This is a genomic window from Streptococcus pseudopneumoniae, from assembly GCF_001072925.1.
GTDB lineage: Bacteria > Bacillota > Bacilli > Lactobacillales > Streptococcaceae > Streptococcus > Streptococcus pseudopneumoniae_Q.
Genome location: NZ_JVHE01000081.1, coordinates 1 through 25,869, shown reverse-complemented (window position 1 = coordinate 25,869; position 25,869 = coordinate 1). Strand labels below are relative to the sequence as shown.

Genomic DNA, 25,869 nt, shown 5'->3' with positions numbered 1-25,869 from the left:
ATATTTCACGAACTATATTTGATATCATATCTGAAAAAGTACAGAAAAATCGCAAATGATTTTTCATTTGCGATTTTCTAAGATTGATTTGAGTTAAAATGAGAACTTTATTCTTGTTTCAAAAAACGATCAAGATAGTAGCGTAAAAAACTCTTCCTACCTGTAATCATAGTCAAACGACCTTCAAGTCCATAACGAAGTTTTTCTGCTTGTTCAGCATCCAAATCCGTCTCTGCCTCTAATTTAAAGAAATTGCCCTTTTCTGTCTGAGTCGCACTGGTATCGATATTCGTAATCTTGGAGGTCAATACTAGCTGCTTATTGGCATCCGTTACCGTTGTAAATCGTACCTCATTTCCATGCTTGAGACCAGCCACTTCCTTAGAACTGATATAAGCTGTTAGTTTTGCTTTCCTCTCTCTAGCCAACTGCGGAAAAAGATGAGCGAGAATAGTTCCTTCTGGAATGATGGTGGATCGACTATGCTCAGGATTCAAATGTAGAACACCATCTTCTGTTGCTGTAATTTTCCCCTTCTCTAAAAGATTCCCTTGAATCTTTTTACCCGACTCCGCTTCAAGAATTTTCTGATCCAAGAGCGTTAATTCCTGACCTACCTTGGCTAGTTGCTGAGATTTTAATGACTCCAACTGACTTCCTAAACCAGAGGCATAGGCCTGCTGGGTTCCTGATCCTGCATACTGTACTCGATAACCTGCAAGAGTTAACTCCAGCTGAGTGATTTGAGCATCTAGCTGAGATAAGGCCTGCTGTTTGGTTTCCGATCCCTGCTCCTTTGTCGACTGATAAATAGCATAAGCCGGATGATCACTCTCTAAGTGTCCATCACCCTGAATAGCAGACTTGGCTTGCTGATATTCTTTAATTTTAGACTGGGTTTCTCCAATGAGATTACCTAATTCTGCCTGACTACCACTGGCTGCTGCATTTTGAGATGATATACTAGCATTTTGTTGCTCAACCTGACTCCGCAGACTAGCAGCTTGATTTAGATAATCTAAAAAACTATGCTGATAGCCAAATTTATCTGCTTCAGGAAATTGATCACTTCCCGCTTGAAGGCTTGCTTTTAAATACTCCAGTTGAACCTTCTGATCCTTGAGCATTTCCAACTGACTAGCATAATTCTCAGCCTGAACTGCTTCTGCTCCCTCTTGGTATTGAACGAGAAGATCCCCTTGCTTGACAAACTTATTTTCAGCCAAATGATTCGCCACAATCTTACTATTACTACTAGACTGAATGGTAGCAATGATACGAGCAGGTTCTACCGTAGCTCCGGCTGTTAAGCTTATCTCCTTTTGTGCAAATATTGAAAAAACTAGCAAGAATAGAAACAAAATAAAACTTGGAAAAATCACATAACTAGAAAAATTATGGTAACGACGATTGTAAAACTCAGCACTTTCTAAAAATTCTGATTGCATCTTTTCTCCTCTCTAACTATTAACCAAGTGGGCATAAAAACCACCCTGAGCCAGTAAATCCATATGTGTACCCTCTTCGACAATCTTGCCCTGATCCAAAACGACAACCTTCTCTGTCCGCTCAGCAATGGTCAAGCGGTGGGCGATGAAAATCAAGGTCTTATTCAAAGCCATCAGATTATCGACAATTCGCTTCTCGGTTAAAATATCCAGACTGCTGGTCGCCTCATCCAAGATCAAGACAGGTGCATCAGTCAAGAGAGCACGCGCCAGAGCGATTCTCTGACGTTGACCACCTGAAATGCCCGCTCCATCCGAAGTCAATTCTGTCTGGTAATTCAGTGGCATCCGCTCAATATCTTCCCGAATCTCTGCCAACTCCACTGCCCTCAAGATATCCTCCTGGGTCGTCCCCTCCTTAGCTCCAAGGAGAAGATTCTCCAAGATCGTTCCATTAAAAACGTAGGGTTGCTGAGGCAGGTAGTTGATATACTGGCGTAGAGCCTTTTTATCAATCTGATTGAGATTGACACCACCCAGACTAATCTCCCCCTGACTTGGTTCGTAAAAATTAACCATCATCTTAGCCAACGTCGTCTTACCCGATCCTGAAATTCCCACAAAAGCCACTTTAGAGCCTTGCGGAATGGTTAGATTGATGTCCGACAAGACATCTCGACCATAGCCATACTTGTAGTGAACCTGCTTGAAAGTCATATTTCCTTCTAGCAAGCTCAAATCTGAGACTGTTTTCTTTTCCTCAAATTCAGATGCAACCAGATAAACTTCATTCAGACGGTTATTAGCTACCTGCGCTGTCTGAAGTTTGGTTTGCAGATTGATGATATTCTCCAAAGGATTTGTAAAATAAACAAGCAAGGTATTATAGGTAATCAACTGGCCCAAACTCATCTTATTGTCCATAACTAGGAGAGCCCCCATCCAGAGAATGCCAACATTGAGTAAGAGTTGGGCAAGCTTTTTCAGAGCCTTTTGCTGACTTTCTGCCCGACTATAGGCAAAATATTTTTTCAGATAATCCACAAATTCCTTGTCAATCTTTTGATAACGGGAGGTTTCACTAGTCAAGGATTTTATCGTCTCAATGCCATTGATGTCCTCAATGATAGAAGAAGACAGAACCGCATTGGCTTCCATGGTATCCCGATTCATCTTTTCAAAGGGCTTCATAAAAGCAAAGATAATCACTGTGTAGATAGGAAGAGCTAGTAAACTCATGAAAAAAAGATTGCTATTCTGCGAAAATAGAACTACTGAAATAATCAAGACAGTAGATACATCCAAAAAGATTGACAGAATAGTCGAAGCCAGCGCATCGATGATACTGTTGGCATCCGTGAAACGAGACACGATTTCCCCTGTCCTGCGTGTCGCAAAAAAGGACATAGGCAGGTGAAAAACGTGCTTGATATAAGACAAAATCACATCAATGGACAAGCGTTGCCCCAAAACAAGTAAAAGATATTCCTGCGCATAAGATAAGATTTGCTGAAGGACATAAACGATGACTAGTCCTATTGAGATAATGCCCAAGGTTGAACGCATCTGATCTGGTACATAAGTGTCGATGATAGACTGAAGGTAATAAGAACCCACAATGTTAATCAAGGTCACCAAGAGGGTCGCCAAAACGATATTAACAATCAAACCTCGCTGTTTCACTAATATAGGGATAAAGGAGAGCAGACCATTTTTTTGTTCCTTATGAGGCTTATAAGTCGGAGATGGGGCCATAAAAATAGTGATTCCTGTCCACTCCTTAGCAAAACGCTCACGAGAAATCTTGGTCAGCTTAACACTAGGATCTGGATCTGCAATATGAATATTGTTCTTGTCTTGCCCAGTCACCACATAATAATGGAGCAATTTCCCTTCCTTAAGCACATGAGCCACAAAAGGAAAAGTTACATCCGGCAAATCAAACAAGGTCATGTCCGCCTTTATTGCTCGCGTCTCAAAACCAATTTCCTCTGCAACCTTGACTAAGCCTAAAGCCGTAGTCCCATCCATGGTCGTCTTGGCCAACTCTCGCAAGTGAGCCAGAGAATAATAACTACCATAATAACCAAAGACCATGGCTAATGAAGCCACACCGCAGTCCATCTGATCTACCTGAGGACGATAATGCCGTTTACTAAATTTCATATCCTACTCCTTTTCCTAACAATCTTCAAAGAAAACTTTGTAAGATTATTTTATCCAAACAAAGAAGCAAATAGAAAATTATTTCTAAAAAAACAATATCCTCACCTGAACAGCACTTTTTCCTAAATAAAAATAGGTAGAACAAACGTCCTACCTAAAATATATATTTATAAAGATTTCTTTTTCTTCCTAATTCCTTTGTCAATCATGTACAAAACGATAATCGAAAACAGCGGTGGTACAATATAACTCTTTTCACTCATTGTCAGCTTAAAGCTTAGACCAGCAAGTACTTTAAAAAGCAAAAGATTCATCAGAAATAAGAAAAGGAATGTTAGAAAAATTTTTTAAGTCTTATTTATTGCCATCCTGATTATCTTCTTTACCTCTTATTTTCTGGATAGCATGATATTTTACCGCTATGTAAATGATTAAAAAAAGTAGGGGATAAGAGAATAAATCTGAAAGTTCCATGAAATTTACACTATACTTTCCTAGCAATAGTTTATAATCCATTAAAACTTGCATGATAGAAAGTACAATACGTACTAGCAGAAGCAGCCCTAATAATATCACTTCTTTTTTAAACATACGAATATCTTTCTAACTAAAATCAGACAACAGTTCATCAGCTTAACACCCCAATATTCCCCAAGATTGCCCTAATACTGGAGCCACAAAGTTCAGATTCATTTTATCAACCTTTATCACATTTTTCTTCACTTCTATAAAGTAAAATAAATGCCATCAAGAATAGTGAAATCGTAGGTATGTCAAAATATTCAAACCATGTAGGTAGATTTATTTTGTTTACATCAGCCACGATTCTAATAATTAGATAAGCCATTGAACTACAGCATATAGTAAATTCTGGCCAAGCTTTTTGTAACACTTGAACGACTTTCATCTCAAACTCCAATCTGATGGTCCATCAATTCCCAATCTTACTTACTTTCTTTTGTTTTGTACTTATATCCTACATAAAACAGACCAAGCAGCATTGGATAGGTTTCTGGATAAAACAAGGTATTGATCGGTTTTTTCAAAATCAAATACGTTGCGATATAGATAATGATTGACACGATAAAATAACCTTCAGCAAATCCCAATAAAAATTTTTTCATAGCAGACTCCTGTTTACCTAATAAGAAAGGCGGAAAAATTCCGCCATTTACATACACAAAATCCTTTTCATTCAGATTCATCATTTATAGTTTTGATTATTTTTTGACAAATCCTTGCAAAAAATCCCAAAATAGCCTGAAGCAATCAATCCAACTAAATACCATTTCCAATCAAAGTATAATAAAGAACCTGTACGAATTACATGAAGCGCAAGATTAAGAGCTATAGCCAACAAAGGAATTATAGTGGCTAGTTTAGGTAACAATGTATTTAGATCAGTGTTGCAATTCATAATTGATTCCCTTTTACGATTTGCCACAAATTTTTAAATTAACGTCTACTTCCTAAATAACGCCCAAACATATAAGAAGTTCCTCCTAAAACTCCCCAAGCAATCGCCGTGGAAGCACTAGCAATGAAACCTCCCTTAGTTACAGCCAAGTCTTCCTCTGTCATAATAGCAAATTTTTTACTCAGTTTCTTCATCTTTCATCTACTCCTTTTTAAATAATACTAGCTAATCCAATAGCTACTCCAACCAAAAGTCCTACTATTCCTGAGGCTGATATAATTATAGCCGCAAATTCTTCTGAGATATTCATTTATTTCTCCATTCTTTTTTAGTTCTTATTTCATTGATAGTAACTAAAAGATGATTATTCAATAGCATTTGCCACATACTAATAATAGTTCTCTTTAAACCTTGTCTTTACCTGAATCCAAATAACTCATCATCAAAAGAAGCATCGAAATAAATAATTCTGTTTGGAAATATTTTTCAACATTAAAGGTGATTACATTTAAATCCCCCAATATGCAAAGCACTCCAAAAATAATTAAAAAGGCTCCCATTACATTTTTTAGATTTTTCATACAAGTTCACTTTTATTCCTTTTTAGTTCAACTTAATGATTAGTTTCTAATAGATCATTTTTTATTTTCTGAATTACACTTATACCCTACATAAAACAGACCAAGCAGAATCGGATAGGTTTCTAGATAAAACAAGGTATTGATCGGTTTTTTCAAAATCAAATACGTTGCCTATATAGATAATGACTGACACAATAATATAACCTTCAGCAAATCCTTTTTCATAGCAGACTCCTGCTTTCTTATAAAGAATTTACTAGCTTTTTATCCACCTCTTGATGCCGACTGATAACCATTATACGCACCCCAAGCTAATAGTCCAACAGACAAAATACCACCACCAATTAAAAGTGCTACTCCTCCACCATTGACTTCTTGCAGTTCAACATCACTTAACGTAGTATAATTTTGTTCAATAGTTTGTAAATTCGACATGTTTATCCTCCATTTTAATAATAAAAATTAGTTTTCTTTTAATACACCAATAATAATCATCAATACACTCATAACAAACGCAGACAACAGTCCTTTAGTAGTACTATTGAAAAAAGGTCTATCAAAAACATAATAATTATATGCAGATAATCCTAAACCAACGGCAGTCACCACAATTGTAATAACGAGTAGTATAATCCAAAATATTTTCTTGCTCATATTTATCAAAAACTATGGATGAGTAATATAGTAGAACGTTTTACCAGCAGCTTCACCAACTTGGTAAATCCCCCAACCAATTGCAATACCCACAGAGACTACCTCCCAAGCAACTCCCCCATCCACTTCCATCAACTCTTCTTCTGTAAGAGCTACAAAGTTCTGTTCCATTTTATCAAAGTTTGTCATTTATTTTCTCCTTTTTTTATAGTTTTTTGTTTGTGATTGTTAACCTTTAAACCATTTTAAAAGCCAAATTGGATAAATAACTGAAATAATCATTTCTAATCTCCTTCCACTTCTTCTCACTTATCTATTCGAGAAATCATTTTAAAATGAATGAATAAATTTAATTTATTTAAAATACAATTTGATAAACCATGGAAGTAAAATTGGTAAATACATTGATCAAACTCCTTTCCTTTTCTTCTTACTTATCTATTCGATAAAATAATTTTAAAATAAACAACTAAGTCAAATTTATTTTAAAAACCACTTGATCAACCACGGATAAAGACCTGTCACATACATCAGTAATCCTCCTTTTTTGTTCTCATCTCTTTATTCGTAAACTCGACTATAAAACTTCAAAATCTTATCTTTTCTCGAGAAATAAAAAAACAACATGACTTGCATGTTGCTTTATGTTAGATTTTATCTTTAATGGCTTTCAATACATCTGCCACACTTTGGAGGTGATCGATTTCTTCATCACTAATTTCGATTCCAAATTCATCCTCAATGGTTAGTACGAATTCCATCAAATCTACCGAATCAGCATCCAAATCATCCTTCAAGCTCAAGGTCTCTGTGACTACAAAGTCTTCCCCTTGACGTTCTTGGATAATGGTCACGACACGGTCAAAAATTTCTTTATCTGTCATATATATTATTCTCCTGAAAATTCACGCGCAGTTTGAGCAACTACGTCTGTTTCTAGCATAGTACGAATCTGACGAATCGTACTATACACAGCCTTGGCATCACTTGAGCCATGAGTCTTAACAACCGGCGCCTTAACACCAAACAAGACTGCACCCCCAACATCTGAATAGTTGAGTTGCTTTTTCAAACCTCTAAGACTATCCTTAAGAAGAAGAGCACCAAGTTTTGCTCGAAGTCCACCACCTGTAATAGCATTTTTAAGCAAGCCCATGATCCCCATGGCTGTTCCTTCGATGGATTTTAGCACAGCGTTTCCCGTGAAACCGTCTGCCACGACAACATCTGCAACGCCATCCATCAAGTCACGCGCTTCCACATTACCGATAAAGTTCAAACTTTCATCAGCTACTAGTAAGTCATAAGTTTCCTTGCGGAGTGGATCCCCCTTGCTGCTCTCTGTCCCGTTGTTGAGCAAACCAACTCGTGGTTTTGCAATTCCACGAACATTTTTAGCATAGAAAGAACCTAAGATGGCATATTGATGAAGGTGATGGGCTGTGTTTTCTGCATTGGCACCGAGGTCTAGCATGTCAAAACCTTTCCCATCAACTGTTGGTAAAGTTGACATAAGTCCAGGTCGGTCAATATTCTTGATGCGACCAACGATGAAAAATCCTGCCGCTAGCAAAGCACCGGTATTTCCTGCAGAGAGCACGGCATCAGCATCACCATATTTGACAGCCTTGGCCGCCAATACCATGCTAGCATTTTTCTTCTTACGGATGGCTTTTGTTGGCTCATCGTCTGAGTCAATCTTCTCATCTGTATGGATAATGCTGACGCGTTCTGTAGCTGTTAGATATTGCTTGATTTTGCTTTCATCTCCGTAAAGTTGAATCTCAATATCTGAAAAGTCAGCAAGAGCTTGATTGACACCCTCAACAATTGCCTGTGGTGCGTAATCCCCACCCATTGCATCTACTGCGATTTTTTTCATTTGTCTTCCTCTTTTAGTAATTGTCCCCAATCAGCTAGGGAATCAATAAATTTCTTTGATTTTAGGTGAATTCCTACGTATTCTTCATAAATTTGATCCATGAACTGACGCAATTCTTGCTTGATTTCAGACTTGAGAGAAATAGTCTCTAAAGTCTCAAAATTAATAGCTTGAAATTGATTGAGCAGATAGGGAATGTTTGGATTCAGATGACAACGTTTCTCATCCTCATGATAATGCTCAGGACATAAGCAAGCGCCATATTTGAAAGAAAAATCAAAGGCCTGACCTACCCGATGGCAAAAAACACACTCATTAAAGTTAAGACTGATCCCAAAACGTGTCAAAATCTGAATTTCAAAAATATTAGTCAAAACTTGATAATCCAGACCCTCTTCCATCAACTCTAAAGTCTTTTGTAAAAAAGCAAACAAGGGAGCATCCTGTTGATTGTCCTGCAAACTAGCATCTGCCAGAGCTGCCACATAGGTCGCATAGGCCATGACAAAGAGATCACTATTGATTTTTGGAAAGGTCATCACCTCATGATAGTCTTCAATATAACTAAGCCCATCATCATTGATTCGTAAAAGAAAACGAGCCAGCACCAAAGGTTGAATAACTGGAGCCAGTTTGGATTGACCGGCATGTTTGACAAAAAACATGCGCTTACCGACCTGCTCTGTAAAAATCTTGACTAGCTTGTCATCCTCACGAAAATTACGATTGTAGAGCACCAACCCCTGACTCGTAATAGACTGAATCATGCTTCTCTCATGTACTCCTCAAGACGTTTCATAGCCTCTCTGATGGTTTCCATACTAGCCGCATAAGACAAGCGCACATAACCTTCTCCATATTGACCAAAAGCTGCACCAGGGATAAAGGCAACAGCCTTTTTCTGAGCAAAATCCTTCAGAAAAGCAAAGGAATCTTGATTATAGCCTGCTGGAATCTTAGCAAAGATATAAAAAGCACCATCTGGTTTGATAATCTCAAAACCAAGGTCAGTCATCTTCTCGATAATGTAGTCCCGACGTTGGATATACTCCTTCTTCATGGGTTCTGCATCGTTCTTACCAGCCGTCAGGGCTTCCACCGCAGCATGTTGAGCCATGGTATTTGCGGCAGTGACCAAGTACTGATGACTCTTGATTAACTGGGCTGTGAAATTTGCTGGAGCAAATATAAAGCCTAAACGCCAACCTGTCATAGCATGGGATTTGGATAGACCGTTGATGATAATAGCCTGATCTCTCAGCATAGTGCCTAGCGATACATGATTTTCCCCTGTATAGGTTAATTCTGAATAGACCTCATCACAGACAACGAAAATCTCATACTTACGTAAAACGTCTCCCAAGGCTTCCAACTGTTCGCGACTATAGGTAATTCCTGTAGGATTAGCTGGATAGTTGAGAATAACTGCCTTGAGCTTATCACCTTGCTCGATAATAGCTTTCTCTAGCATTTCAGGAGTTAAGACAAAACCGTTCTCAGTCGTATCAATCTCGACAATCTCTGCACCAACTAGATTAACAATTGGTTCATAACCAGGATAGGCAGGAGCTGGCAAGAGAACCTTGTCACCCTCTTCTAAAATAGCTGTCAAAGTAGCTGATAGAGCCTCTGTCGCACCAATTGTGACCAAGATTTCATTCTCTGGATTATAGTCGAGCTGGTATTTTTCTCTTACAAAATCACTAGCTGCCTGGCGTAAAGTCATCAAACCACTCATCCCTGTATAGTAGGATTGATTTTGGTCAATGGCTCGCTTAGCCGCCTCCTTGACATGGTCTGGAGTTGTGAAGTCAGGCTCTCCCAATGTCAGACGTAGAACCCCAGGAATCTCTGAAATAGCCTGGTCAAACTGACGAATCAAGGAAACTTGAATCTTATCTAATTGTTTATTAAATCGCTTGGTTAAGTCCATAGATACCCTCCTTGCTTAAAGGACATATGTCTATTATACTACAAAAGCTCTCTGACCGCAAAATCACACTAGCATAAGCAACTGATGTATGTTCATTTAAATTCATTACAACACTATGTTTTTAGAATACTCAATGAAAATCTCATGAAACTAGGAATCGAGGTGAAAGCATAACTAAAGTTAGGTAAGCCGAATATGACAACGTATTAGGAGATTTTCGACAAGTATTGAGAAGTTGCGTAAGGAAATAAATCGGATAGGGGTCAATATAAATCAGATCACAAAAAAAAGTAAACGAAGATAATCAGGCTAGTTTAAATGAATTTAGTCAGATTCTTGAATTGCAGAAACATTTGAAAGATACAGTCAGACAATTTATTCAAAAACAAGAAAATCAAACAAAGGTACAGGACAGATGGTTGTAATAAGAATTATTGTTGACACTATCTCTTATCTATCCTAAACTTATAACTAAGGATAAGATGATGTCGAGTGACTGGTAACAGTTTGCTCAAAGGTTGCTGATGATTCAGGTTCAGGTTCGGCACTACCTTCAGCTTTAGGCTGTAAAGAACCCGCTCCACCACTGGTCCTATTCGTTTCACTCTTGGAGTATATTCAAGAGTTTTTTTCTTGCAAAAAAAGTTCAAAAAATTTATACTGGATATACACGATATAGAACGGAGATATACCATGACTACATCACTTGTTAAGCAATACAATTTTAAAATCAATGAGTTAGCAATGGAACAAGCTAGAGCCATTATCAAGGAAAAAGGAATGACCATGACGGATGCTATCACTCTTTTTATAGAGCAGATTGTCCTCGAACAGGACTTGCCAATCAAGACTGCAGAAGATTTACACCGTGAACAGTTGATTGAGGAATTACAAGCTCAATCCGAACGAGCCTTAAGAGAGTATGAAGCAGGAAAAGGGACTTCCCTAGACAGTATGAGGGCACGCTATGGCTTATAAAGTAATTATTTCTGATGAAGTGAGCCAAGCTATTGACAGTATTCATGATTACATCACTACTGTTCTTTTATCATCTCAGTCTGCTAAAAATACTGTGGGTAAAATTTTAGATGGCTTAAAAAGTTTAGAAGTCTTTCCTGAGGCTGGTTTTGACGCCGATGAAAAAATTGGTATAAAGATTAATAGTAAGTACCCTACACGAGGAAAAATTATCGGTCAGTATGTCTTACTCTACTTCATCGACCAAAAACAAAACACTGTTTTTTTATCTCACCTATTCCACATAAAAAGCGACTATGTCACTTTGCTACAAAATGGTAATAAAAGAAGCTCAACTGATTGAGACATCTTTCTTTATTTTATAAGCTCCGAAACCTTAATTTTTGGTACCGTCTTGGTTTAACAGTACGCTGTATATATAATATTTTACAGCTACTTTTTCTTTAGAAACGTTGATTTAATAAGGATTTAAATATTACAGAGTATACCTTTGTAAAATACGGTTTTGCTAATCTTCGTTACAACTATTCTAGCACCATTATTGATTACTAGATCGGTAATGTCATTTCTGAGTGGGTAGTCAGAAAGTGGCTAGACAAGCGCGACAAAAAAATATAACCTGAGTTTAGTTTTAATATGACTAGACAAACAGAAATACCAGAGCTTCACCTCTGGTATTTCTGTTTTTGCCAAGACTTCGTTACAGTTCTAATCACATAATGAGAGAAACTTGTCAAATAATTATTAAACTTTACTTTTCTTCGAGATAAGATTATAATAAGGAGTATTTATTTTCGGAGGTTTTTATGTCATTTCTATCAAAAAATTGGGCAGGACTGTTAGCCTGTCTGATCATTTCTATCATCTCTTGGGTTCTAGGAGGCTTTCTGCCTGTTGTGGGAGCACCTGTTTTTGCCATCTTTATTGGCATGATTCTCCACCCATTTCTCACTTCCTATAAACAACTAGATGCTGGTTTGACTTACAGCTCCAAGAAATTGCTTCAGTATGCAGTTATCTTGCTTGGTTTTGGGCTCAATATCTCTCAAGTTTTTGCAGTAGGAAAATCTTCGCTCCCTGTCATTCTATCTACCATTTCTATAGCCTTGATTATAGCCTACCTTTTCCAGCGCTTTTTTGACCTAGATACAAAGCTAGCTACCTTGATCGGTGTTGGTTCCTCTATCTGTGGCGGTTCTGCCATTGCAGCGACTGCTCCTGTCATCCATGCCAAGGAAAAAGAAGTCGCACAAGCCATTTCTGTTATCTTTTTCTTCAATGTCTTGGCAGCTCTTATCTTCCCAACTCTAGGTTCTTGGCTCCATCTTTCCAACGAAGGTTTTGCTCTCTTTGCAGGAACTGCGGTCAATGATACTTCCTCTGTAACAGCCACTGCCAGCGCCTGGGATAGTCTTTACCAGTCCAATACTCTCGAAGCTGCCACCATTGTCAAATTGACCCGTACCCTAGCTATTATCCCTATCACTCTCTTCCTCTCTTACTGGCAAAGTCGTCAACAAGGAAACAACCAAGGGGTAAAACTAAAAAAAATCTTCCCTGTTTTCATTCTCTACTTCATCCTAGCTTCTCTGCTAACCACCGTCCTTACTTCCTTCGGTGTCAGCAATAGCTTCTTTGCACCTCTCAAACAACTATCTAAATTCCTCATCATCATGGCCATGAGCGCTATCGGCCTCAAAACCAATCTCATTGCTATGATTAAGTCCAGCGGTAAATCCATTCTTCTTGGCTCCCTCTGCTGGATTGCCATCATCCTGACTAGTCTCGGGATGCAGACCCTTATCGGTATTTTCTAATACTCTTCGAAAATCAAATTCAAACCACGTCAACGTCGCCTTGCCGTAGGTATGGTTACTGACTTCGTCAGTTCTATCTGCAACCTCAAAACAGTGTTTTGAGCAACCTGCGGCTAGTTTGCTCTTTGATTTTCATTGAGTATAACACAAAAGGTAGCCCGCAAGCTACCTTTTTATTGTTCAAGTATTAAGCGTGTATGTTCTCTCTTGATACAACGATTCATCACGATATCATCGCAACCTCCAGAACGCAAGATTTCTTCCGCTTCTAGACTTTCAAGTCCTAGTTGCGCCCAGAAAATCTTAGCATCTGCCTTGAGAAAATCACGTGCTACATCAGGCAGAAATTCACTACGACGATAGACATTGACGATATCTACAGGGAAAGGAATCTCAGCTAGACTAGCATAAGCCTTTTCTCCCAAGATTTCCCCACCTGCAGCCTTAGGGTTTACTGGTATGATTCTATAGCCACGAGCCTGCATTTCCTTGGTCACTCGATTGCTCGTTGTTTCCTCACGATCAGACAAGCCTACTACTGCTAGAGTCTTACTGTTTGCTAAATACTGACGGATCACGCCATCACTTGGATTGATAAATTCTTGAGTCATAAAAATCCTCCTTTTTCATCAGTATAGCATATTTTGAAAGGGTTTGCAGAAGTTTACTATAAAAACAAAAATCAAAAAATCCTCCCAAAATTAAACAATTTCATTCAATTTGAGGAGGATTCATAAAAATTTTATTTAAAGATTATTCTCTTGTTGGTTTATACTGAAGGCTTTCTCCATGTTGTTTGACAAAGTCACTCATCTCTGAGTCAGGAATTTGTCGAAGGTAGAGATTGGCACGAATCGTATCATCTTCTTCACGACAAGTAGAAAGAACAAGATATTTATCCTTAGCTGATACCTTAACATTTGGTTTCTTAACCTCTGCAGTATCATAAATAATATTTAGCTGTTTCTCAAAATCCGCATCATCATCAAAAGAAGTACGGTAAAAAGCTGTTTCTTCTGGAACAATAATCATAGCAACAGCTTCATAATAATACTTTCTCTCTGGAGTTTCAATGACTACATAAGGATGTGCATCAAAATATTCTTGGCGACTGAAGTAATTCACATCTTTAAACATACGGTGGTCAGCCACTTTACTACCACGAGCGTGACCAAATAACCAAGTCAATCGATCGCTAAAATCCTTCTTGTTATCGGCGTCCATAAAGACTGCCCCCATTAAAGGCTCATTAACGCCATCAAAGCGCTTATCTAAATAAGTCGCATTATCCGTTGTTTGAACAACTGGTTCATCTAACTGGGTACCAGGAATATATACGTAACCAACCGTCTCAGAGTTTGTTGCAAGCAAGCCTTTAAATTTATTTGCGAGGTATTCCTTTTCTTCTGCGCTAGCAGTATAGGCTTGTTTTGGAGCTTCCTGAGTAACCTTTGCATCATTTTGCTTATCTCCACTTGGAGCTAGGAAGCTTTTATAGATAAAGAAGCCTCCCAAAGCAACGATAGCTACTGCAACGATTGAAGCAATTATTTTAGTAATTGGTGATTTCTTTGTCGTAGAACGTCTACTCATCTTTTCCTCCCTCTTTTTTTACCAAAAAAATCACTGAAACCAAGTTTCAGTGATTGGCTACTTTTTAAATAAAATTATTTAGCAGCGTGTGTTTTTGGAAGAGCTTTTTTAGCTTCTTTTGCTCCAGCTTTTTTAGCTGCAGCGTCTGCTTTTTTAGCTTGGTCTGCTGCACCTGGTTTACCATCTTCTGGTTTAGTTGCAGCTTGATCAGCTGCTGCTTGGTCAGCTGATGCAGCTGTACCTGTTTGGTTAGCTTGGTCTTCAGCGATACGAGTTGGGTTAGGTTTGTTATCTTCAACACCAGTTGGGTCGTTCCAGTAGTTACCTTGAGCTTTAGCTGCGTTACGGTATGTTTCTTGCAAGTATTGGATTGCACGGTTACGTTGTGAATTTGTTGCGTCAGCCAAAACTTCATCAAGGTTAGCTTTAGCAGTTGCTACAGCTTTTTCATGAGTGTGACCAACGATTGCTTGAGCTTTAGCAAGTTCTGCACGAGCTGCAATCACTGAAGGTTCTTTTTCAACAGCTGCTGCGATATCTTCTGGGTGAGCTTCTACGTATGCATAAGCTTGATCTGCAATATCACGTTCAGAAACATATTTCTTTTGGATCAATTGGTTAGAAGAAGCTGGGTTTTCTCCTTGTGCAAAAACTGGAGCTGCTGCTGAGAATACTGCAAGAGCTGCTACTGATGCCAATAAAACTTTTTTCATTGTTTTATCTCCTCTTTAAGTTTAATTTTAATTATAAGGATAATCCTTATTACCTCAAATTATATCACATATATTTAAGTTGTCAAGCTTTTTCTTAAACTATTTTTAAAATTTCTGGTAAAAAACGAGTAAAATTTATTATATTCTTAAAAAACAAGCAATATTCTCGAAAGATTAAGGGAAAAAATGGACTAAAAAACGAACAATTAGTGAAATTTTCACATTTTCCTGATCTAATTAAGAAAACTCCCAACAAGGCCTTTCACTTTGTTAGGAGTTTTGTCTGATCCAACGAATTCGTTAGATTTTTTTCTCAATACTAAATAATGGAGATAGAGGACGTTTTTCGTGGATACGGATGATAGCATCCGCCAAGAGATGTGCAATAGAGATTTGCTCAATCTTATCAATCAATCGCTCTTCTGGTAGGTAGATAGTATCCAAAACAACCAATTTTTTAATAGCTGATTTCTGGATATTATCCATAGCAGGCCCTGAAAGAACTGGGTGCGTACAGCTTGCGTAAACTTCGACAGCACCAGCTTCTGCAAGAGCATCCGCCGCATGGCAAATAGTTCCAGCTGTATCGATCATATCGTCAATCAAGATACAAGTCTTGCCTTCTACCTTACCAATGATGTTCATCACTTCACTGGTATTCATCTTGTCCACGCTACGACGTTTATCAATAATGGCAATCGGAGTTTTCAAAAACTCTGCCAATTTACGAGCACGAGTCACCCCACCATGGTCCGGACTGACAACCACATAGTCAGAACCAACCATGCCACGACGCTCAAAGTAGTCTGCAATTAAAGGAGCACCCATCAAGTGATCGACAGGAATATCAAAGAATCCCTGAATCTGTGCAGCATGCAAGTCAATCGTCAACAAACGATCCACTCCAGCCACTTCTAGCATATTTGCCACAAGTTTTGAAGTGATTGGCTCACGCGCTCTCGCTTTTCTATCCTGACGTGCATAGCCATAGTAAGGCATAACAACGTTGACAGATTCTGCACTGGCGCGTTTCAAAGCATCTACCATAATCAAAATTTCTAGCAGATTGTCATTTACAGGTGAGCTAGTTGATTGTAGGATAAAGACGTGTTTTCCACGGATCGATTCTTCGATATTAACTTGAATTTCTCCATCTGAAAATTGACGTACAGTCGATTTTCCCAACTCTATCCCAATCTCTTGCGCCACACGCTCTGCCAATTCTCTATTTGAAGAAAGGGCAAACAGCTTTAAATCAGAAAAAGACATGATTTCCTCCAGTATTTATGTATCACTTGTGTTTTTTCACAACATTTTTCCAACTACCATTGTAGCGCTTTTTTCTTGATTTTTCAATAAAAAATAAGACAAGAATGGACATTTATCCCCTTGTCTTGTGCTCATTTATATTCCTTATATTCAAGCTGAAATGTGACAACTTAGACATTCTATCTCATGGGAAGATAGGAACTCACAAAGGAAAAGTTAGTATACCTCTCTCATACTGCCTGTATCTACATCATAAACAGCCCCTGAAATAACCACATCATCTGGAATCAATGGGCATTCTCGAAGTAACTGCATATCCTCACGAACACTCTCCTCAGCGTCTTGAAAAGGGAGAAAATCTTGACCCGAGACATCAACCCCTAATTCAGTTTTTAAATGTTCTTGAAACTCTTCGTTTTGAAATGTCTGAGCACCACAGTCTGTATGATGAAGAACCACAATCTCTCTTGTTCCCATTTGTTGCTGAGAAATCACGAGTGAGCGAATCATATCGTCTGTCACTCGACCGCCCGCATTCCGTAAAATGTGAGCATCTCCAAGTGCTAACCCCAAAGCTTGTGCAACGTGCAGACGTGAGTCCATACAAGTCACAATGGCTACTCTTGTTTTCGGCTTGATTGGCAGATTTAACTGCCCATGCAGGGCAACATAAGCCTGGTTGGCTTGCATAAACTGTTCAAAATACGACACGATTTCCCCCTTTAAAAATTTGATAATCAAATATTTCTCCTATCTTATCATTTTTAAGAGTATTTGTCAGCTGTCAACCTCCCTATTAAAAAACCAGGACAGAGACATCCAGCTTCTAGCTTGGGTTTCTGCCCTAGTTTTTTTATTATTATGAACCTTTTTGAATATACTTGTTAAGAGAGCCTGCAAAGCTTTGAAGATTGAGACTTTGTACATAGACCTCACCGGTACCTCGGAAGGTATTCACCACTCCTTCGCCTGTACCAATAGACTGCCAGAAGCCATTTTCTAAGTGGATATTATAGTCCAAAGATTGACTCCAAGCTACCACATGGGCATTGTCGATGGTTATTTCTTGGTTTTGTAGCTCAATTTTCTTAATAGAGCCAAAAGCATTGGCCAAAAGCGTTCCCTGACCTTGAGTAGTCATTACGAAAAGACCACCTTGACCCCCGAAAAGAGCTTTCCCAATAGATTGGCGCTCCATTGTATAGAAAGCTGTACCATCAAGAGCTAGAAAGGCTCCATCATTCAATCGATACTGCTTTTCTCCTAGCTCGAGAGCAATCACTTGACCAGGAGTATCTGGTGCTAAAGCAAGGTTGCCGTTGTCAGACTCAGCAACAGCTTGCGTGATAAAGGTACTTTCGCCAGAAACCATTGAACGTCCTACAGCTTTGACAAAACGTCCCAAACCAGAACCGCTGGCATTGAGCTGGGTGTTTAGACTTACATTGGGTGTATGGTAGACCATGCTACCTCGCTGGATATAGACGGTTTCTTCTTGATTGAGTGACAACTCTACCAAAGGAAATTGCATATGACTGTCCATAGAAAATTTCATCAGAAATTCCTCCTTGTTTTAATAAATGTTAGCAATAAAATAATTAGTAATCTAAACCTGAGTACAACTATTAGGAGAATACTTTTTTCAAGACTTCTCCAATAGTGGTCACTCCAATCACCTGAATTTCTTTAGGTGATTTGATTCCAGTCAAGGAATTTTTCGGTACATAGATTTTTGTAAAACCAAGTTTCGCTGCTTCATTGATCCGTTGCTCGATACGATTTACGCGCCGAATTTCTCCAGTCAAACCTAATTCTCCTACAAAACATTCCTGAGGATTGGTTGGCTTGTCCTTATAGCTTGAAGCAATAGCAACCGCAACAGCTAGGTCAATGGCAGGCTCATCCAATTTGACACCACCAGCAGATTTGAGATAGGCATCCTGATTTTGCAAGAGAAGCCCTGCACGTTTCTCCAAAACAGCCATAATCAGACTTGCACGATTGAAATCAAGGCCTGTTGTAGTCCGCTTGGCATTTCCAAACATAGTCGGTGTTACCAAGGCTTGAACCTCCGCAAGAATAGGACGCGTCCCTTCCATAGTCACCACGATGGACGAACCGGTCGCTCCGTCTAAACGTTCTTCTAGGAAAACTTGACTAGGATTGAGTACCTCAACCAATCCGCCCGACTGCATCTCAAAAATCCCAATCTCATTTGTCGAACCAAAACGGTTCTTGACCGCTCTTAGAATCCGGAAGGTATGGTGGCGTTCCCCTTCAAAGTAAAGAACCGTATCCACCATATGCTCCAACATACGAGGACCCGCCAAGGTTCCTTCCTTGGTCACATGCCCTACAATAAAGATGGCAATGTTATTGGTTTTGGCCAGCTGCATGAGTTCTGCAGTCACCTCACGCACCTGAGACACAGAACCTTGAACTCCAGAAATCTCAGGAGACATGATGGTCTGGATAGAGTCGATGATGAGGAAGTCTGGTTGAATGCGCTCCACTTCTGCCCGCACGCTCTGCATATTGGTCTCAGCATAGAGATAAAACTCACTATCAATATCACCCAAGCGCTCTGCTCGTAGCTTGATTTGCTGAGCAGACTCCTCCCCACTGACATAGAGGACTGTCCCCACTTGAGACAGCTGGGTTGAGACTTGTAAGAGCAGAGTTGATTTCCCAATCCCAGGATCCCCACCGATAAGGACAAGACTTCCTGGTACGACTCCGCCTCCAAGTACACGGTTGAATTCCTCCATCTCCGTCTTGGTCCGATGGACATTGATAGAGGTCACATCCGCCAGTTTCATGGGTTTGGTCTTTTCACCTGTCAAGGATACCCGGGCATTCTTAACTTCTGCAACCTCGACCTCTTCTACAAAAGAAGACCAAGACCCACAGTTTGGACAACGTCCTAGATATTTAGGGGAATTATACCCACAATTTTGACATATAAATGTCGCTTTTTTCTTTGCGATGATAAACCTCTTTCTATTAAAAATAATCTATAAAAAATATTTCTTTCAACGATGTCCAAAATCTTTTTTGTTTTATCTCTCCTGTTTGAAAAGCATTATACTGAAAATTTATTAAAATATTATAAACAAATCTTCTATCATAAGTGAATAAATCTAATATGATATATATAACCAACAAGAATACAACAACTATAATCAAAATTGAAAATAGAACTTTTATCCATTCTATTATTATAGTTTCAATTGATAATTCTTTGAAATATTTTAATAGTTCTGTTTCTGAAATATTTTTCGTTAATAAATCAATTATTTTTGAAAATAATGTTGAAGCAATGGATAAAAAAGCAATTGTAATTGTTGCAAAAATTCCCATTCCCCATTTTATTAAATCTCTAGTAGAATTGACTGATTTTTTAATTTCTTTTAAAAGCTCATCAATATCTTCTAGAGTTAAAATGTTATTTTGCTTATATTGTATTGCAATGTTTATTACTTTATTTTTTCTAAATATTACGAAACTACGATAAATTAAAAAATATATTAATATTTTTGAAAGATCTGTAATTGTAACATATGAATTAGAAGATACTAAATCCATAATAAAACTTATTAGTAATAAAAGTAGAACAACTTCAAAAAATTTGAACCCTATGTCTTCCCACCAGTTAAACTCTCGCCTTAACCTTGATCTCACTTCAAAATATAATCCAGACATACTTCTCCAACATTTTCTTTTCTATCAAAAGTCTCTCGACTCCCAAAGACTTCATCTTAGTGCCCAGTTGATCCAAATCCACCAGTCCGCACGCCGTCTGCCTCATCTCCATCTGCGATTAAAAATGGTGCAAAAACAGCCTGAACCACACGTTCCCCAACTTCAAGAACAACCTCTTGGTCTGTGATATTCTTCATCTGCGCAAAGATATGCCCTTCATTTCCAGGATTTCCATAATAATCCCCATCAATAACCCCAACTGAGTTAATTAAAACCAAGCCCTTTTTACGAGGGTTTGAAGAACGATCATAGAGGTAGAGAACCTCTGTCGGCTGCATATAAGCCTTAACACCCGTTGGGACGAGAACAATCTCTCCTGGAGCGATAACCGTACGAACCGCAACCTTTAAGTCGTATCCAGCTGCATGCGCTGTCTCACGTTTAGGTAACAAAGTTTCATCTGTAAAGCTAGAAACTAATTCAAAACCACGAATTTTCATATTATTCCTCTTTTTAATCTTTTATTCTAGGCTATTTTATCTTATTTATTCGAAAAAAGCACGAAAAATCTTCTATATAAAATAAAGAAAAGTGTCCTATCAAAAAGCAAACAATAAAATCATACAAAAAAATTTAAAGATATTTCAAATGTCCCTTATTTTCCCTTTTATTAACAAACTCATTCCTATTTCGCCATACTTAAACTATTTTCTTTAAAGCACAAAAAAAGAGCACACAATTCACATCGCTTAGGGCTGCTGGATTCCTCCCCTGACCCGCTTCACGCAGAACTGTTGCTCCATTAGTTATTATACCACATTTCCAAAGATTTTAAAAGAGAAATTATTTTTTCCGTCGATTTCTGAAAAATTCCTGCATAATGCCTGCACATTCACTCTCTAAAATCCCTGTTTCAACCTCTACACGATGATTGAGGCGCTCATCTGTCAAAATATCATACAGACTTCCAGCTGCACCAAATTTCTGATTTTTAGCCCCATAAACTACCTTAGGGATACGAGCAAGCCCAATCGCCCCACTACACATAACGCAGGGCTCTATAGTAACAAAAAGTGTGCAGTCGAGCAAGCGCCAGCTCTCTTCCCTCAGATTAGCATTCTCAATGGCCATAATTTCCGCATGCATGACCGCACGTTGTAACTCCTCACGTGCATTGTGCCCCCGACCAATGATTTCTCCATCCTTGACAATCACACAACCAATTGGGATTTCATCATGCTCTAAAGCAATCTCCGCCTCCTTTAAGGCCTCTCTCATAAATGCTTCTTTTTCTTCAACTGTATAATCCATAGCTTCTCTCTTTTCTCGCCTATCAATTCTATCATTATAGCATGTTTTTCTAGACAAAAAAAGAGCTCTATAATATTTGCAGTAACTAACTTTAGATATTATTCAATCTCTAGTTAGTAGAAATAATGTTATAAAAAGAGTATAATACTGGCAAAATTAAGAGTAAAATTAGAAATCATGAACTGAGAGTAATGGAAACAATTGACACAGAATATCCAATTCTGTTAGAACATTTTTAATTATAACTCTCCAAAAAAAGAAAAAACTGAGATTTAAATAATAAACAAGATGAAAGGGTAAATAATGAAATTAGAATTTTTACAGGATGAACCAAAACTTACCTTGATGTTTCCATATAAAGATACATTTAATAGAGTAGGGGGACCATCCATGATATCTATATCTGTTATGATTCTCTGGATTCTGAAGCGTCTGATGACTTACAATACTGATTTTGCAGACAAGATTGTTATAGCGGTAGCGCTGATTTATGCTCCCCTCCTTATATGGTTTATGGGGTATTATCTCTTCATAAATGGAGTAAAATTAGAAATTTATAAAAACAATATTGTTCAGTATTATACCTATAGCAATAGAGGTCACAGCGTATTACATTATCAATTTAAACTTCAAGATATTGAACAACTAACCATTAAAAGGCGTCCCTTTAACTGTGTAAAGTTAACCATAAAAATTAAAAATCCTATTTGTGTGGCATTACATGAGAAAAAAATAAATAAGCTAAAAAGTGTCAGTATCATCACAGATAAACTAAAGGCAGATGCTTTTATGCATGAAATGAAGCAATTTCAAAGTGATAAATCAGATAATCAAGTAAGCTGATTCAGAAAAAATTCAAGTTTGTCTAACTTACAAATTCTCAAGAAAATAGTTCACTGAAGAGACTGGGATCAGAAATCCCAACCTCATTTTTGCTTAAGTTATGAGCCTTTGATGTGTTAGCCAACTGAACGATTTGTTGGTATTTTCCAATTCAAAAAGCTCCTTTTACCAAAACTTCTTTTCTCCATTCACAACCTTAACTAATCTACCAAAATGTTGAAAACTCGTAGATTTGGGGCTACCAAATCAAGACTTAATCTAGAGACTTAATGTCCACTGTTTTTTTCTTCATATGATACTTTCAAGAAGACACCCAAATATGACTTAGAAACTGACAAAAAAAGCCACCGAATGCGGTGACTTTATAGGGAGATTATTATGAAAAAGAAAAGTTTAGGATATTTGTTACAACAAGTTAGGAGGTCTTCTTGTAACTGTCTACAGTATAGCTGAACTATCTTAAACAAATCTTAAAAAATCTCTTATGACCAAACACTTTCTAAAATATTTGTTTGTTCACGACCAGGACCTACTGAGAAAGTAGAGATACGAACGCCAACCAATTCGCTAACACGACGAACATAGTTACGTGCATTTTCAGGAAGATCTTCCAAAGTACGTACTCCAGTGATATCTTCTGACCAACCTGGTAATTCTTCATAAATAGGTTTACAACGTTTCAATTGTTCAAGACTAGCTGGATAGTAGTCAATGCGTTGACCGTCAAGATCATAAGCAACACAGATTTTAACTGTATCCAAACCACTCAAAACATCGATAGAGTTCAAAGATAAATTTGTAATGCCAGAAACACGGCGACTATGACGCATCACAACTGAGTCAAACCAACCTACACGACGTGGACGACCTGTTGTAGTACCATACTCATGACCTACTTCACGAATGCGTTCTCCCACTTCATCAAACAATTCAGTTGGGAATGGACCATCACCAACACGACTTGTATAAGCTTTACATACACCTACAACCTTGTCAATCTTGCTTGGACCAACACCTGAACCGATCGTCACACCACCAGCAACAGGGTTTGAAGAAGTAACAAACGGATAAGTCCCTTGGTCAATATCTAACATGACCCCTTGTGCACCTTCAAAAAGAACACGTTTGCCATTATCAAGTGCATCATTCAAGATAACAGAAGTATCTGTTACATATTGCTTGATTTGTTGGCCATACTCATAATATTCTTCAAAAATATCATCAAATGAAATAGGTTCGCTATCATACAATTTCACAAATTGACGATTTTTCTCAGCAAGATTGCGTTCTAAACGTTCACGGAAAATCTCTTTATCCAAAAGATCCGCAATACGGATTCCAACACGAGCAGCCTTATCCATATAAGCTGGTCCGATACCCTTGATAGTAGTACCAATTTTATTTTCACCCTTAGCTTCTTCTTGCAGACGGTCTAACTCGATGTGGTACGGCAAAATAACATGCGCACGATCAGAAATACGTAGATTATCTGTTGTAACACCTTCATCATGAAGATAGCTCAACTCTTTCACAAGTGACTTAGGATTTACAACCATCCCATTCCCAATGACAGAAATTTTTTCAGGGAAGAAAATTCCAGAAGGAATCAAGTGTAACTTAAATTTCTTTCCATCAATCACAATTGTGTGACCAGCATTATCACCACCTTGGTAACGCGCAATCACTTCTGCATTAGCTGAAAGGAAGTCTGTAATCTTCCCTTTACCTTCATCACCCCATTGGGTACCTACAACAACAACTGAAGTCATAATCTTGTCTGAGCCCTTAGGCTCTTCCTTTCTCACATACATGGCAGGAATCTCACCTGCAATTATATCTTACAATTTATTATAATAAAGATTCTCAATTTTTTCAAGACCAAAGACCAGAAACATTAGGGAATTAGAGAAAATTAGAAAATTAATATTAAAAAAATATTGTAAATTTATATTATGAAAAGAAAAAACTATAAAATCGTTCGGAAATATGAAAATTATAAATTATCCCCCAACCCAGTCATTTGAAATCAATAGCTGTTCAATGTACAAACGGTAGCAAACTCTATAGTGGTAAGAAAATAAAGGATGCATAATATCAAACTTGTACCGAGCTAAATAATAGAGTAAAAATCGAAGATGAAAAACTTCCCATTCTAAATCATTATCTATTAAGTTACTATATTCCTTTTCAATAACATCATAAAAATCAAGATATTGTTCATAAATCTGTTCAATCATTTTATTTGACTCCATTTCTATTGATAAAATGAGTATAACAAAAAAATAGAAGAACCAGGGAAGATACTTCTATCATGTACTATAATGAATATTCAAATAAATAACAGATAAAAAAATTAACAGTTCAGCTCAACAATCCTACATTTCAAAAAAAATCTAAAATTTCTGTAATGAAAGGAAATCACTGTAGGAATTATTCTAGTTTATTTTATTAGATAAATTGTAAAATATATTGCACAAAAAACTCATAGCGTATCATTGGTGTAAACTGTAGGTAACCACACAAACAGAACCCGAGGAAAAACTATGAGCTACTCCCATCCTACCATAACTGACCGAATAAAGATAGAAACTTACTTGGATTTAGGTTTGAAACCCTGCCAAATTGCAAGTAAACTTGGCGTCCATAAGTCTACCATTTTAAGAGAGTTAATACAATGCTAAAATGGTTATTCCGCAGTCTTAGCACAGAAACAGTACAACCACAGAGCTAAGCAAAAGGGCCGGAAGTCTTGTTTAACACCAAAATTGAAAAAGTTAAATTGAGAACTGATTAAAATCTTCCTAGTCGCCTGAACAGATTTATAACCCCTATCAACCTATACAAAAGCTAATAGTAGCTTTTAAAACCATCTATAACTGGCTCAATGCAGGTTTGATTGATCTAGATTTAAGAGTCCTTCGTCGTAAAGGAAAAACTTGACAACCCAAAGAAACACGTCAAACATTTAGGATTGACACGCCGATTGCTAAACGTCCTAAAGAGATCCGAATTCGTGAGAGTTTTGGTCACTGGGAGATGATCGACTTCCAGAGGCAAAAGCAAGGGCAGTTTAGCGACCTTCCTGGAGCTGTAAAATCGCTTTTACTTAACTTTCAATATACCAGATAGAACAGCCAAAGCCATGTTTTCAGCCATCGAACAACTTTGTAGGATATTTCCAAAAGAAACTCTTAAAACCTTAAGAAAACAGATTTAGCCATTATCTCTGATAAGATTTTGAACAAATCCTTATATGATATCAAGCACCAACCACGAAAATGTTTAGCTTACAGAACTTCTTGTAAAGCTCTAGTAAATGAGTTCTAGTAAATGTTGCACTTATTCTAGCAATTTATCTCATTAAAAAGACTTAAAATAAAACACTCAAATCTAACAAACTTATAAAAAATATTAAATATTAATAAAGAGCTAAATAAAAAAAAAGGATCAAGATGACCCCTGAAAGATAAATAAAAAACGTTCCTTAGAACGTTTACATACTCCGCCAGTAGGACTCGAACCTACGACATCATGATTAACAGTCATGCGCTACTACCAACTG

Annotated in this window: 30 protein-coding genes, 1 other RNA gene and 2 pseudogenes; 5 read left to right on the top strand and 28 right to left on the bottom strand. The window is 37.7% G+C overall.

Annotation, left to right across the window (positions count from 1 at the left end; all coding sequences use genetic code 11):
- Positions 1 to 107: 107 nt before the first annotated feature.
- From ADH81_RS04520 to ADH81_RS04465, 15 genes and pseudogenes are all read right to left on the bottom strand, one after another.
- On the bottom strand, positions 108 to 1,448 hold the full coding sequence (locus ADH81_RS04520) for a bacteriocin secretion accessory protein (RefSeq protein WP_049526798.1): 1,341 nt from the start codon (positions 1,446 to 1,448) through the stop codon (positions 108 to 110).
- A gap of 12 nt (positions 1,449 to 1,460) precedes the next feature.
- Entirely contained in the window at positions 1,461 to 3,614 is a 2,154-nt protein-coding gene (gene comA, locus ADH81_RS04515) for a peptide cleavage/export ABC transporter ComA (RefSeq protein ID WP_049526796.1), read from the bottom strand.
- Between the two features lie 354 nt (positions 3,615 to 3,968).
- Positions 3,969 to 4,205, bottom strand: a complete 237-nt coding sequence (locus tag ADH81_RS04510) for a hypothetical protein (RefSeq protein WP_049526794.1) — start codon at positions 4,203 to 4,205, stop codon at positions 3,969 to 3,971.
- 106 nt (positions 4,206 to 4,311) lie between these two features.
- Entirely contained in the window at positions 4,312 to 4,521 is a 210-nt protein-coding gene (locus ADH81_RS04505; protein ID WP_049526792.1) for a hypothetical protein, read from the bottom strand.
- 37 nt (positions 4,522 to 4,558) lie between these two features.
- Positions 4,559 to 4,738 carry a hypothetical protein gene (locus ADH81_RS04500; RefSeq protein ID WP_049526836.1) on the bottom strand — a complete coding sequence of 60 codons (180 nt, stop codon included), beginning with the start codon at positions 4,736 to 4,738 and terminating at the stop codon, positions 4,559 to 4,561.
- 80 nt (positions 4,739 to 4,818) lie between these two features.
- A complete protein-coding gene (locus tag ADH81_RS11435; RefSeq protein ID WP_049526790.1) occupies positions 4,819 to 5,031 on the bottom strand; it encodes a hypothetical protein in 213 nt (70 codons plus the stop codon).
- A 38-nt stretch (positions 5,032 to 5,069) separates the two neighbouring features.
- Positions 5,070 to 5,225 (bottom strand): hypothetical protein, encoded by a 156-nt coding sequence (locus tag ADH81_RS11315; RefSeq protein WP_186821472.1) that lies wholly within the window; start codon positions 5,223 to 5,225, stop codon positions 5,070 to 5,072.
- Between the two features lie 210 nt (positions 5,226 to 5,435).
- Positions 5,436 to 5,612, bottom strand: a complete 177-nt coding sequence (locus ADH81_RS11310) for a hypothetical protein (protein ID WP_193389824.1) — start codon at positions 5,610 to 5,612, stop codon at positions 5,436 to 5,438.
- A gap of 54 nt (positions 5,613 to 5,666) precedes the next feature.
- Positions 5,667 to 5,865, bottom strand: a pseudogene (locus ADH81_RS11430) (hypothetical protein).
- Positions 5,866 to 5,876: 11 nt separating this feature from the next.
- Positions 5,877 to 6,047, bottom strand: a complete 171-nt coding sequence (locus tag ADH81_RS04490) for a H354_08695 family bacteriocin-like peptide (protein WP_049526788.1) — start codon at positions 6,045 to 6,047, stop codon at positions 5,877 to 5,879.
- A gap of 231 nt (positions 6,048 to 6,278) precedes the next feature.
- Positions 6,279 to 6,455, bottom strand: coding sequence for a class IIb bacteriocin, lactobin A/cerein 7B family (locus ADH81_RS04485; RefSeq protein WP_049526785.1), 177 nt, complete (start codon positions 6,453 to 6,455; stop codon positions 6,279 to 6,281).
- A 458-nt stretch (positions 6,456 to 6,913) separates the two neighbouring features.
- A complete protein-coding gene (locus tag ADH81_RS04480) occupies positions 6,914 to 7,150 on the bottom strand; it encodes an acyl carrier protein (RefSeq protein ID WP_049526783.1) in 237 nt (78 codons plus the stop codon).
- Positions 7,151 to 7,155: 5 nt separating this feature from the next.
- Complete coding sequence (gene plsX, locus ADH81_RS04475) at positions 7,156 to 8,148, bottom strand: phosphate acyltransferase PlsX (RefSeq protein WP_049526781.1); 993 nt, start codon at positions 8,146 to 8,148, stop codon at positions 7,156 to 7,158.
- Complete coding sequence (gene recO / locus ADH81_RS04470) at positions 8,145 to 8,915, bottom strand: DNA repair protein RecO (protein WP_049509320.1); 771 nt, start codon at positions 8,913 to 8,915, stop codon at positions 8,145 to 8,147. Before recO ends, plsX begins: the two co-directional genes overlap by 4 nt.
- Positions 8,912 to 10,081: a pyridoxal phosphate-dependent aminotransferase gene (locus ADH81_RS04465; RefSeq protein WP_049526780.1), complete on the bottom strand. Its 1,170-nt coding sequence runs from the start codon at positions 10,079 to 10,081 to the stop codon at positions 8,912 to 8,914. The genes recO and ADH81_RS04465 overlap by 4 nt, the downstream gene beginning before the upstream one ends.
- A 693-nt stretch (positions 10,082 to 10,774) precedes the next feature.
- Between ADH81_RS04465 and ADH81_RS04460 the strand changes: the two genes are divergently transcribed.
- The 3 genes from ADH81_RS04460 (at position 10,775) to ADH81_RS04450 (ending at position 12,876) form a co-directional block, all read left to right on the top strand.
- Positions 10,775 to 11,059: a type II toxin-antitoxin system RelB/DinJ family antitoxin gene (locus tag ADH81_RS04460; RefSeq protein ID WP_000213598.1), complete on the top strand. Its 285-nt coding sequence runs from the start codon at positions 10,775 to 10,777 to the stop codon at positions 11,057 to 11,059.
- On the top strand, positions 11,049 to 11,402 hold the full coding sequence (locus ADH81_RS04455) for a type II toxin-antitoxin system RelE/ParE family toxin (protein WP_049526778.1): 354 nt from the start codon (positions 11,049 to 11,051) through the stop codon (positions 11,400 to 11,402). The genes ADH81_RS04460 and ADH81_RS04455 overlap by 11 nt, the downstream gene beginning before the upstream one ends.
- A 463-nt stretch (positions 11,403 to 11,865) precedes the next feature.
- Positions 11,866 to 12,876: a YeiH family protein gene (locus ADH81_RS04450; RefSeq protein ID WP_049526776.1), complete on the top strand. Its 1,011-nt coding sequence runs from the start codon at positions 11,866 to 11,868 to the stop codon at positions 12,874 to 12,876.
- A 173-nt stretch (positions 12,877 to 13,049) separates the two neighbouring features.
- Here the strand turns inward: ADH81_RS04450 and ADH81_RS04440 are convergent, their stop codons facing one another.
- From ADH81_RS04440 to tadA, 11 genes are all read right to left on the bottom strand, one after another.
- On the bottom strand, positions 13,050 to 13,487 hold the full coding sequence (locus tag ADH81_RS04440) for a CoA-binding protein (protein ID WP_049526774.1): 438 nt from the start codon (positions 13,485 to 13,487) through the stop codon (positions 13,050 to 13,052).
- Between the two features lie 142 nt (positions 13,488 to 13,629).
- The gene (srtB, locus tag ADH81_RS04435) at positions 13,630 to 14,469 is read right to left on the bottom strand and encodes a class B sortase, LPKTxAVK-specific (protein ID WP_049509171.1); all 840 of its coding nucleotides are present in this window, start codon (positions 14,467 to 14,469) and stop codon (positions 13,630 to 13,632) included.
- A gap of 74 nt (positions 14,470 to 14,543) precedes the next feature.
- Entirely contained in the window at positions 14,544 to 15,182 is a 639-nt protein-coding gene (gene abpA / locus ADH81_RS04430; RefSeq protein ID WP_049526772.1) for an amylase-binding adhesin AbpA, read from the bottom strand.
- Between the two features lie 300 nt (positions 15,183 to 15,482).
- Positions 15,483 to 16,451, bottom strand: a complete 969-nt coding sequence (locus tag ADH81_RS04425) for a ribose-phosphate diphosphokinase (RefSeq protein ID WP_000010179.1) — start codon at positions 16,449 to 16,451, stop codon at positions 15,483 to 15,485.
- A 216-nt stretch (positions 16,452 to 16,667) separates the two neighbouring features.
- Positions 16,668 to 17,162 carry a beta-class carbonic anhydrase gene (locus tag ADH81_RS04420; protein ID WP_049509169.1) on the bottom strand — a complete coding sequence of 165 codons (495 nt, stop codon included), beginning with the start codon at positions 17,160 to 17,162 and terminating at the stop codon, positions 16,668 to 16,670.
- Between the two features lie 148 nt (positions 17,163 to 17,310).
- On the bottom strand, positions 17,311 to 18,006 hold the full coding sequence (locus ADH81_RS04415; RefSeq protein ID WP_049526770.1) for a TIGR00266 family protein: 696 nt from the start codon (positions 18,004 to 18,006) through the stop codon (positions 17,311 to 17,313).
- A gap of 70 nt (positions 18,007 to 18,076) precedes the next feature.
- Entirely contained in the window at positions 18,077 to 19,462 is a 1,386-nt protein-coding gene (radA, locus tag ADH81_RS04410) for a DNA repair protein RadA (protein ID WP_080979273.1), read from the bottom strand.
- Positions 19,455 to 20,153, bottom strand: coding sequence for a hypothetical protein (locus tag ADH81_RS04405; RefSeq protein ID WP_049526767.1), 699 nt, complete (start codon positions 20,151 to 20,153; stop codon positions 19,455 to 19,457). The genes radA and ADH81_RS04405 overlap by 8 nt, the downstream gene beginning before the upstream one ends.
- Positions 20,154 to 20,209: 56 nt before the next feature.
- Positions 20,210 to 20,653 (bottom strand): dUTP diphosphatase, encoded by a 444-nt coding sequence (locus ADH81_RS04400; protein ID WP_044020006.1) that lies wholly within the window; start codon positions 20,651 to 20,653, stop codon positions 20,210 to 20,212.
- Positions 20,654 to 20,866: 213 nt separating this feature from the next.
- Positions 20,867 to 20,964: signal recognition particle sRNA small type (gene ffs, locus ADH81_RS10490), an RNA gene on the bottom strand.
- A 32-nt stretch (positions 20,965 to 20,996) separates the two neighbouring features.
- Positions 20,997 to 21,464: a tRNA adenosine(34) deaminase TadA gene (gene tadA, locus ADH81_RS04395; RefSeq protein WP_049503837.1), complete on the bottom strand. Its 468-nt coding sequence runs from the start codon at positions 21,462 to 21,464 to the stop codon at positions 20,997 to 20,999.
- Between the two features lie 303 nt (positions 21,465 to 21,767).
- Between tadA and ADH81_RS04390 the strand changes: the two genes are divergently transcribed.
- Positions 21,768 to 22,307 (top strand): hypothetical protein, encoded by a 540-nt coding sequence (locus ADH81_RS04390; RefSeq protein ID WP_049526764.1) that lies wholly within the window; start codon positions 21,768 to 21,770, stop codon positions 22,305 to 22,307.
- A 482-nt stretch (positions 22,308 to 22,789) separates the two neighbouring features.
- Here ADH81_RS04390 and ADH81_RS04385 read toward each other — a convergent pair whose 3' ends face one another.
- The gene (locus ADH81_RS04385) at positions 22,790 to 24,076 is read right to left on the bottom strand and encodes an adenylosuccinate synthase (protein WP_025171244.1); all 1,287 of its coding nucleotides are present in this window, start codon (positions 24,074 to 24,076) and stop codon (positions 22,790 to 22,792) included.
- A 231-nt stretch (positions 24,077 to 24,307) separates the two neighbouring features.
- Positions 24,308 to 24,544 (bottom strand): sigma(X)-activator ComW, encoded by a 237-nt coding sequence (comW, locus tag ADH81_RS04380; protein ID WP_049526762.1) that lies wholly within the window; start codon positions 24,542 to 24,544, stop codon positions 24,308 to 24,310.
- 306 nt (positions 24,545 to 24,850) lie between these two features.
- Between comW and ADH81_RS10700 the strand changes: the two are divergent.
- Positions 24,851 to 25,634: pseudogene (locus ADH81_RS10700) on the top strand (IS30 family transposase).
- Positions 25,635 to 25,869: the final 235 nt, after the last annotated feature.

Excerpts from the sequence above, each read along its gene's own strand:
- ADH81_RS04520 (WP_049526798.1), bottom strand. The coding sequence starts at position 1,448 with ATGCAATCAGAATTTTTAGAAAGTGCTGAGTTTTACAATCGTCGTTAC.
- comA (WP_049526796.1), bottom strand. The coding sequence starts at position 3,614 with ATGAAATTTAGTAAACGGCATTATCGTCCTCAGGTAGATCAGATGGAC.
- ADH81_RS04510 (WP_049526794.1), bottom strand. The coding sequence starts at position 4,205 with ATGTTTAAAAAAGAAGTGATATTATTAGGGCTGCTTCTGCTAGTACGT.
- ADH81_RS04505 (WP_049526792.1), bottom strand. The coding sequence starts at position 4,521 with ATGAAAGTCGTTCAAGTGTTACAAAAAGCTTGGCCAGAATTTACTATA.
- ADH81_RS04500 (WP_049526836.1), bottom strand. The coding sequence starts at position 4,738 with ATGAAAAAATTTTTATTGGGATTTGCTGAAGGTTATTTTATCGTGTCA.
- ADH81_RS11435 (WP_049526790.1), bottom strand. The coding sequence starts at position 5,031 with ATGAATTGCAACACTGATCTAAATACATTGTTACCTAAACTAGCCACT.
- ADH81_RS11315 (WP_186821472.1), bottom strand. The coding sequence starts at position 5,225 with ATGAAGAAACTGAGTAAAAAATTTGCTATTATGACAGAGGAAGACTTG.
- ADH81_RS11310 (WP_193389824.1), bottom strand. The coding sequence starts at position 5,612 with ATGAAAAATCTAAAAAATGTAATGGGAGCCTTTTTAATTATTTTTGGA.
- ADH81_RS04490 (WP_049526788.1), bottom strand. The coding sequence starts at position 6,047 with ATGTCGAATTTACAAACTATTGAACAAAATTATACTACGTTAAGTGAT.
- ADH81_RS04485 (WP_049526785.1), bottom strand. The coding sequence starts at position 6,455 with ATGACAAACTTTGATAAAATGGAACAGAACTTTGTAGCTCTTACAGAA.
- ADH81_RS04480 (WP_049526783.1), bottom strand. The coding sequence starts at position 7,150 with ATGACAGATAAAGAAATTTTTGACCGTGTCGTGACCATTATCCAAGAA.
- plsX (WP_049526781.1), bottom strand. The coding sequence starts at position 8,148 with ATGAAAAAAATCGCAGTAGATGCAATGGGTGGGGATTACGCACCACAG.
- recO (WP_049509320.1), bottom strand. The coding sequence starts at position 8,915 with ATGATTCAGTCTATTACGAGTCAGGGGTTGGTGCTCTACAATCGTAAT.
- ADH81_RS04465 (WP_049526780.1), bottom strand. The coding sequence starts at position 10,081 with ATGGACTTAACCAAGCGATTTAATAAACAATTAGATAAGATTCAAGTT.
- ADH81_RS04460 (WP_000213598.1), top strand. The coding sequence starts at position 10,775 with ATGACTACATCACTTGTTAAGCAATACAATTTTAAAATCAATGAGTTA.
- ADH81_RS04455 (WP_049526778.1), top strand. The coding sequence starts at position 11,049 with ATGGCTTATAAAGTAATTATTTCTGATGAAGTGAGCCAAGCTATTGAC.
- ADH81_RS04450 (WP_049526776.1), top strand. The coding sequence starts at position 11,866 with ATGTCATTTCTATCAAAAAATTGGGCAGGACTGTTAGCCTGTCTGATC.
- ADH81_RS04440 (WP_049526774.1), bottom strand. The coding sequence starts at position 13,487 with ATGACTCAAGAATTTATCAATCCAAGTGATGGCGTGATCCGTCAGTAT.
- srtB (WP_049509171.1), bottom strand. The coding sequence starts at position 14,469 with ATGAGTAGACGTTCTACGACAAAGAAATCACCAATTACTAAAATAATT.
- abpA (WP_049526772.1), bottom strand. The coding sequence starts at position 15,182 with ATGAAAAAAGTTTTATTGGCATCAGTAGCAGCTCTTGCAGTATTCTCA.
- ADH81_RS04425 (WP_000010179.1), bottom strand. The coding sequence starts at position 16,451 with ATGTCTTTTTCTGATTTAAAGCTGTTTGCCCTTTCTTCAAATAGAGAA.
- ADH81_RS04415 (WP_049526770.1), bottom strand. The coding sequence starts at position 18,006 with ATGAAATTTTCTATGGACAGTCATATGCAATTTCCTTTGGTAGAGTTG.
- ADH81_RS04405 (WP_049526767.1), bottom strand. The coding sequence starts at position 20,153 with ATGTCTGGATTATATTTTGAAGTGAGATCAAGGTTAAGGCGAGAGTTT.
- ADH81_RS04400 (WP_044020006.1), bottom strand. The coding sequence starts at position 20,653 with ATGAAAATTCGTGGTTTTGAATTAGTTTCTAGCTTTACAGATGAAACT.
- tadA (WP_049503837.1), bottom strand. The coding sequence starts at position 21,464 with ATGGATTATACAGTTGAAGAAAAAGAAGCATTTATGAGAGAGGCCTTA.
- ADH81_RS04390 (WP_049526764.1), top strand. The coding sequence starts at position 21,768 with ATGAAATTAGAATTTTTACAGGATGAACCAAAACTTACCTTGATGTTT.
- ADH81_RS04385 (WP_025171244.1), bottom strand. The coding sequence starts at position 24,076 with ATGACTTCAGTTGTTGTTGTAGGTACCCAATGGGGTGATGAAGGTAAA.
- comW (WP_049526762.1), bottom strand. The coding sequence starts at position 24,544 with ATGATTGAACAGATTTATGAACAATATCTTGATTTTTATGATGTTATT.